Origin of the sequence: Enterococcus sp. BSD2780061688st2 D3, assembly GCF_005844145.1 — a bacterium.
GTDB classification, from domain to species: domain Bacteria; phylum Bacillota; class Bacilli; order Lactobacillales; family Enterococcaceae; genus Enterococcus_B; species Enterococcus_B durans.
Genome location: NZ_SPHN01000021.1, coordinates 25,878 through 33,625 on the forward strand (window position 1 = coordinate 25,878; position 7,748 = coordinate 33,625).

Below are 7,748 nucleotides of genomic sequence, written 5' to 3' on the forward strand. Positions count from 1 at the left end.
CCATCAATTCCATAGCCTTTTATTCAAAACTAAAAGAATAGACATCCCCTAATCTTCCAACTGATTTCCTACTATTTTTAAATACTAGCCAAACCGTGTGAATACCACTAGTTAAATCAATCTCACAGGTAAACTCTTGAATATTATACCAATTTTGAGTAGCAGAAATTTCACACACTCCGATTTGTTTATTCCCCTCAATCCACACTTCAACTTTCATCGGTTTTATTGTTCCAACTTTGACTTTAAACCTTGTCTTCTTTATACCAAAATCAATATTATCAAATTTAGCCCAATCATCGGCTTTGGTGTAACACAACGCCTCTACTTCTCCACAGGGCATTAGCGACATTGGTTGTAGATGGTCAAAAGGTAATTTTACTTTCATTTTAGATAAATTGCTCACCGAAATTTCTGTATTCCCTGGAAGAGTAGCTGACACTCCATTAGATGTCATAAAAACTTCATTAATACTTCCATCTTTATTTAGCTGAAGAGGTTCAACACACAACCGACGATTATACATCGAGTTTTGCGAAGAGCGATGATAAAAAACATAAAGCTGATCCTGATACACTTCAATTGATCCATGATTATTCCAACTTGCCGAATCGCAACCAGCATTATCTATAATTATTCCTTGCTTTTTATAAGGCCCCAACGGATGCTCGGACGTTGCGTAAGCCAAACAAGTTGCTTTTCCTCGCGAGATGTCTGTATAAACTAAATAATACATTCCGTTAAGTTTTCTAATTGATGCCCCTTCATGAAAGCCATGTTCATGTTCACTAACGATACATGAATTGATTGTTTCTGGAAGAACGGTCTGCATATCGGCGGATAGTTTTCCACCACTTAAATTAAACTGACCCCAATAATAATAAATACTACCATCATCATCTTGAAAAATTGCTGGATCAATACTTTCTCCATCAGCGGGTATGATCGGCCCTATATTTTTAAATGGACCAGCTGGGCTATCTGCTACAGCTACTCCCATACCATTACCATATGTGCAGTAATACAGATAATATTTTCCATTAATATACAAACAGTCCGGACCACCCAGAGTAAGATTATTATTTAGTTCATATAAAGGATCTTCACTATCAAAAATCGTCCCATGATTCTGCCAATGAATCATGTCACTTGTCGAATAAGTGATATACTTTGTGCTACAAAATTCTGTATCCCCTGAATTATCCAGCGATCCATAAATATACAATCGGCCGTTTGGCATTTTTCTTGCTTCAACATCAGGAATAAATACGTCGGTTTCTAATACTGGATTCATATTTTCTCTCTTTCTTAAAAATTTATTTAATTTACTATTTTTATCCCAACTGCGTAATTATCATTGAATAATGGTAATCATGCGGTACAAATTTAAAACTTATTTTATCCATGCAATATCATTTTTTTATTTTTTCCTAAATAATTCTTTCCGAGAACAATTACCAATAATATCAATACGATTACGCCGCAAGCAGTTAGCGCAGATCCTGGCGAAGAATTTCCAGCAATTAAAGAAATCATTTTCATTGTATAAGGAGCCAAAAATGCGCCTAAATTCGTAGCCACTAAGTTAATTGAAGAAACAATATTATTTTTTTCCGTCGGTACAATTTCAGAAATTTTAAGAAAAATGAAGGTTGCCAAAAACGAGAATGAACCAGCGAGCATAATAATCATTGCCCCAGTCATAACTAATTGATTTGACGTAGGAATTAAGAAAAACGCTATACCCATCAGAAAAATGAACAAAGGAAAAATCTTATCCTTTAACACTTTATGCACAAATCCAAAAATTACTCCAATAAACATACCGGTTAAACTAGTCAAACTTAAAATGAAGCTAGCATCTGTCGCACTCCCGTACCCTCTCGTAGTGATTAGAGAGCTGATTTTAATATTAAAAGTCATGAAAACCGAGAATAACACGAAAGTACAAAAAGCATAGGCAAAAACACTTTTATTAAGGGCTTTCAATTCCGAATAAATACTTTGTTTCGTACCGATTTGCTCGTTTTCTTTTTCTATCTCTGGAACGACAAAGAATACTAATAGAAATACACCTAGTAGAATAAAGTAGGTTAAAAAGCTCGTCTGCCAGCTAATCTGTAGTAAGATACCTGCTAATGCTGTCATCAAAACGCTCGCTAAATTAGAGACGGTTGAAATAAAACCAAACATTTTAGCACGTTCAGTACCGTTATAGAAATAGGAAACAATCGTATAGGATAAAGGATTTAACATCCCAACTCCTGCACCAAAGATGAATCTAGATGCTAGTATCAAATAAATATTGTGTAGAAAAAAAGGTGCGATACCACTTAAAAAACTAAGCATCAGCCCTGTTAAAACTGTCTTTTTATACCCCATTTTTTTAGTAATAAGTGGGCTTAACAAAACAAATAACATGATTGATAAATTAGGAAGAGTCGATATAGATTCAACCAGATAATTAGGAACTTTACTAAAATTTTTTTGCATCAATGGAATTGCACCACTAATTACACCTGCAGTTGTTGCATCGATTGAAATTGCTAAAATAGAAGCTTTAAACAAGAAACTTGACACATCATAGTCTTTTTTCATTCTAATTACTCCTCGCTTTAAATTGTTAATCCATCTAGCTTGTTAATAATTGCTGTTATGTCTTGATCAGACAATGTATCATCTACTCTTTTCAACGTATTAAATGTCATGAGGGAACCCATAGATATCGCTTTCAAAGGGTCCTCATCTCTGGTCATTTCAAGAAAATTTAGGGATTTAGGATGTTTTTTTAGCTCCTCGGCTAAAATCTGATAAATGCCTATGTGTTGAACCATATCACCGATATTACTATTTTCAGAAATACTTATTGGCAAATAATCAATAATGCACTCTTCTTCCAGTCGGATATCTTCAACCGAACTGCCGATAAAGAAATGATAATTCCCATTATCTGTCTCCCAAGAATGTTTTTCACTGTGATAACTCATAAAAGTTTTTTCATCTAAAGGTATCCGAATTTCTTTACTCTCACCAGGTTCCAGGCCAATCTTCAAAAAACCAACTAGCTTTTTAGGAAAAATTCCAGTTCTTGTATCACGACGTTGAACATATATTTGGACGACTTCCTTCCCAAAAACAACGCTAGTATTTTTAATTGTGAGTCTCGCAACTTTTCGCTTTTCATCTATTAACTTTCCCTGTGCTTGATAGCTGAAACTTGAATAAGATAATCCATGCCCAAATGGAAAGGCAACGGGCTTACTTAGGGCATCGTAATATTTGTAACCCACAAATTTCCCTTCTGAGTAGACCACCTCTTGTTCATTTCCAGGAAATGATAAATACGTAGGGTTATCCATTAAGCAAATAGGAAATGTTTCAGCTAATTTGCCAGATGGATTTACATTACCGTAAAGGATGTTGGCAATTGCTGATCCTCCTGCTTCTCCACCAAGATAACTCTCTAAAATTGCCGCCACGTCATTACGCCAAGGCATTTCTACAACCGATCCATTAGCTAAAACAACAATTACTCCTTGATGTTTAGCGGCTAATTTTGCAATCAATTGATTCTGTTCTTTCGGTAATTTGATTGATTCACGGTCATATCCTTCAGATTCAATTAAATCCGGAAGTCCTGCAAAGACAACGACCTTATCAAATTGATCTGCTACTTCTAAAACTTCATCAATCAACTTTTCTTTTTCGCTTTTTCTTTGCGTTTCGTATCCCATTAAAAATTGAATATTTTTAGCAATTTTGTTCAATTCTTCCAATGGTTTTTCAAGGTTATAAGGATTGACATGAGAGCTTCCTCCTCCTTGAAATCTCGGTTTAACTGCTAATTCTCCAACAACTAATACCCTTTCATTTTTATCAAGAGGCAAAGTATTATCACGATTTGCTAGTAAAATCATACTCTCTTCAGCGACTCTCTGAGCAAATATGTGATGAGATTCACGATCATAATTTCTACGTTTTTTTCTATTTATTTCAGCATCTAATGCAAATGCAATATTTTTTCGCACTGCTTGATTCAGATCATCTTCTGTCAAGCGACCCGTTTCTAGTAATTCAGTAATTCTTTCTACAATTCTATTCTCACTTTCTCCTGGCATTTGAAGTGTTAGCCCGTGTTTAAGTCCTTGAGCTAAATCATGTGCAGCAAAGCAATCAGTGACAACTACTCCTTTATAACCCCATTCTTTTCTCAAAGTATCCAATAATTCTTTATTACTAGCACAAAACTCACCATTTACTTGATTATACGCAGTCATTACCATTTTGGGTTTACCGATTTTTATCGGTTTTTCAAAAGCTGTTAAATAATTTTCATGAAGTGTTTCTTCATCAACAATAACATCAATGTTCATACGGCGAGTCTCCTGATTATTGACTGCAAAATGTTTCAAACAGCCACCCACTCCCTCTGCTTGTATTCCAAGAATAAATTCTGTTGCTAATTCACTAGTTAAATATGGATCTTCAGAGTAGTACTCAAAATTCCTCCCCCCCAAAGGTCCACGTTTAATGTTTACAGCTGGTGCCAACATCGTATCTACTTCTTCAAATAGCGCTTCTTTGGCAATATGCCTTCCCAATTCATTAATAAGTTTGGGATTCCATGAACTTGCATAGGTACTTGGGGAAGGGTAATTAGTACTTGGTTTCGTATTATAAATGTCTTCATCAAAGTAATCCTTTAGTCTCCTAATTCCTGCAGGCCCATCAGCTAATAAGAATTGTTTGAGGTTTTTATCAATTTTTCGGATATCAGTTGTTTCCCAGACTACTTGCGAAAGTAATTTTGCTTTTTCTTCAGTAGAAAGCCTTTTCAATATTTGTGATTCAAGTTTTTGTCTTTTTTCGGTTTCCATCTTCTACTCCTTCATCATCTCAGAATTTTTACCAGCTTCTTCATATTGAATTAATCTTGAAATTTACTAAGTTTTATTTTTTTGTTGTAGCTACTAGAAAAATTTCATAAGGTATATTCAATTAATTTGGTTATATTCTCTTTACTGATCACATTGTAAGTGCAATCATAAAAAAAAATTAGCCTTTTTGATTACTTTTTTTTATAATGATTTTGACTTTTAAATATTGGGGGAAATATCATGATAGGAGAAAAAAAAGATAATCTATGGCACGAAGCGGTGCAATTCAATGAAAAAGTTCCTGTGCGAATTTTCAAAAGTATCGACTACGATTATGCATCAGTGGCGCCACATTTTCATGAGGATCTTGAAATAATTTATTTGTCGCTAGGGTCTTTGCAAGTCATGGAGGGAACAGAGTATTTTACATTGCAACCTAACCAAATCCACATCTTCAATTCAAATATTGTCCATGGAACATTATTCGAGGGAAAAAAACTAGAAGGAATAGTTTTACAAATTTCATATAGTTTCTTAAGAAAGATCTGTCCCGATATCGACTACTATACTTTTTCAGAAAAAAAATTATCTGAAAATCATTTTCACTACACTTCTTTAATCGAGGGTATGAATCAATTACTTATTAAACTAGAAACTCAAGATGAATTTACTTATCTTTCTGCCTTCTCATTATTATTTCAAATTATTGAAAATTTAATGCGTAATTCCAGTCAGAAAATTACATCGAAGGAAGTGAAAATCAATCAGAAATATTTTGAACGCAATTATACAATCAGTAATTTTATAAAAGAAAAGTTTAAAGAACAGATTTCATTGATTGACCTTGCTAACGAATTAAATCTGAACTCTTCTTATCTTTCTCGTTTTATCAAAAAAAATTTTGGCATGACTTTCTATGAGTATCTATCAAATGTACGTCTAACTTTTGCTTATGGACAACTAACCCATAGCGATACACCAATCATGCAAATCGTTGAAGAAAGCGGATTCCGCTCTTATGTCCAATTTAGTAAAGACTTCAAAAAAAAATACGGAGTAACTCCGCGAGAAATAAGAAAGAAACTAAGATAATACTATTATTGTTAATGGTCATGATTTACTGAGCAACCGGGTTTCTAGATAGTTGTTTCTTAAGAGACCTCCTAGAACAGGCGACATTGGCATGAAAGAATAACGAAATTTCTCTTTGTTTCACGGCTACTGACTCCAAACTAATTCATCTTAGTGATCTTGCTTAGATGCCACTATGCGCATAGAATACTTTGTGAGCCACTCCGTCAAAAATGTTGAATGAACTTCTCCGTTACCACTACCAATGTCATTCAACTTTCGAGCACCAAGTAGGTAAATTCTCTCAGCAATTTTAAAAACTGCAAAATTGTGTGTTCATCCAATAAAATAGAAAAAATCATTTTAATTATATTTTTTTGAATAATTTCTCTTTGGATACTTGCTTTTTTCGAAAATCACAGCAATTTTGGATTTACCTAAGACCGTATAATCCCTGACAACGAATTGATTTCGCTGGTTATAGTAGCCTTTCACATATAGCTTCATTCCCTCATCGACTTCTGCCAAGAAGTTTAGACTATGGGCAGCAATCAAACAGTTCACGTTATCTAAGGTAAAACGGATCAATGGACGAGCATTAAGTTTGAGTGTTCTGATTTTACTTACAGTTCCATATTTATGTTCCATTTTACTCACCTCTTACAATAATTATACGAACACAAGTTCTCTTTTGCAAGAATTATCTGCTAGTTACTTGATAAAAGTTTCTTGCTGTGTTCGAAACTTTTCACCTTCACCTATTAATCCTCCCTCTCAACTCTTAGATGATCTACTCACCTTATGCTCCGAGAATGCTTTTCTTATCGGGGTTACCATTGTTAGGGTACGATCAGTACACAAACTTTATTAGAAAAATAGCATATTTTTCAAATCAATTGCTCCATCACTAAAATCCTCACAAGCAGTATTTTAGCCGTAGCCTCTAGATTCGTTTATAATGAACTTATGTCAGATAGGAGAGGAGAAATAACAATGAAAACATTAGACGTAATTGCTTTAACACTATTGATCGTTGGGGGATTGAATTGGTTATTGGTTGGGTTATTAGAATTTGATCTAGTTGCTACAATTGCTGGCGGTTCTACAACAATTTTAGCGAAAGTCATCTATATTGTCGTAGGTATTTGTGCTATTTATTGTTTGAAATTCTTTCCGCTACTTACAAACAGAGTCGAACGATAGATCCATTCATATAAACAAAAGAGTGTAATAGAAACACTAAATAAATCGTAGAGGGTAAGATAAAAGTGATGTTGCTTTTATCTTACCCTCTACACTTAGTTAAACAGTGGTATCCTATTTAAAAAGAAGCTACTATTTCTTAAGGATTAGAAATACAGATTTTTAGCGTTCTTTCTTATTTTTTGAAAATAAATCCTAAGGTATCGAACTCTGCTTTTTTATACTGATTCTCTAAAATCGGTGCAAATAATATAATTAACCTACCTATTTTACCTTTTCTTAATAGTTTGGCTTTATGAATTTCATAAATTTAGTTACTTGATTTAAAAGCAAAGAAAGCTTTTTCAATTACATATATTACTTCGTTTATTACAAAAAACGTAGATTTGTCACAAAGTGTCACGAAGCTATTACCTATGAAATATTTCCACGTGTTAAAGTAATCCTCGTTGAACACAACAAATACTTTTTAAAACGACGAAGGAGATTTTACATGAAATCACTTAAAACATTACTTTTAGGAACAACTTTGGCTGCCGGCGCTCTATTCTTTATGGGTACATCTGCACATGCGGACGAAGCTTATACCGTTCAATC

General features: G+C 33.9%; 6 protein-coding genes and 1 pseudogene. 3 read left to right on the top strand and 4 right to left on the bottom strand.

All coding sequences use genetic code 11. The features are described from left to right. Positions 1 to 19: 19 nt before the first annotated feature. The 3 genes from FGQ66_RS13245 to FGQ66_RS13255 all read right to left on the bottom strand — a co-directional run bounded on the left by FGQ66_RS13245 (position 20) and on the right by FGQ66_RS13255 (position 4,877). Positions 20 to 1,294, bottom strand: a complete 1,275-nt coding sequence (locus tag FGQ66_RS13245; RefSeq protein WP_138302580.1) for a family 43 glycosylhydrolase — start codon at positions 1,292 to 1,294, stop codon at positions 20 to 22. Between the two features lie 104 nt (positions 1,295 to 1,398). Beyond that, a complete protein-coding gene (locus FGQ66_RS13250) occupies positions 1,399 to 2,598 on the bottom strand; it encodes an MFS transporter (RefSeq protein WP_138302581.1) in 1,200 nt (399 codons plus the stop codon). A 17-nt stretch (positions 2,599 to 2,615) separates the two neighbouring features. Beyond that, positions 2,616 to 4,877 carry a beta-glucosidase gene (locus FGQ66_RS13255; protein ID WP_138302582.1) on the bottom strand — a complete coding sequence of 754 codons (2,262 nt, stop codon included), beginning with the start codon at positions 4,875 to 4,877 and terminating at the stop codon, positions 2,616 to 2,618. A gap of 240 nt (positions 4,878 to 5,117) precedes the next feature. On the opposite strand from FGQ66_RS13255, the gene FGQ66_RS13260 reads away from it, so the two are divergent. Further along, a complete protein-coding gene (locus FGQ66_RS13260; RefSeq protein WP_138302583.1) occupies positions 5,118 to 5,969 on the top strand; it encodes a helix-turn-helix domain-containing protein in 852 nt (283 codons plus the stop codon). Positions 5,970 to 6,311: 342 nt separating this feature from the next. On the opposite strand, the gene FGQ66_RS13265 is transcribed toward FGQ66_RS13260, so the two are convergent. Further along, positions 6,312 to 6,596: a hypothetical protein gene (locus FGQ66_RS13265; RefSeq protein WP_138302584.1), complete on the bottom strand. Its 285-nt coding sequence runs from the start codon at positions 6,594 to 6,596 to the stop codon at positions 6,312 to 6,314. 345 nt (positions 6,597 to 6,941) lie between these two features. Here FGQ66_RS13265 and FGQ66_RS13270 point away from each other — a divergent pair, with 345 nt between their 5' ends. Together FGQ66_RS13270 and FGQ66_RS15865 are read left to right on the top strand one after the other, a co-directional pair. After that, positions 6,942 to 7,151, top strand: coding sequence for a DUF378 domain-containing protein (locus tag FGQ66_RS13270; protein ID WP_081133416.1), 210 nt, complete (start codon positions 6,942 to 6,944; stop codon positions 7,149 to 7,151). Positions 7,152 to 7,644: 493 nt separating this feature from the next. Beyond that, positions 7,645 to 7,748, top strand: a pseudogene (locus FGQ66_RS15865) (aggregation-promoting factor); the annotation flags it as partial.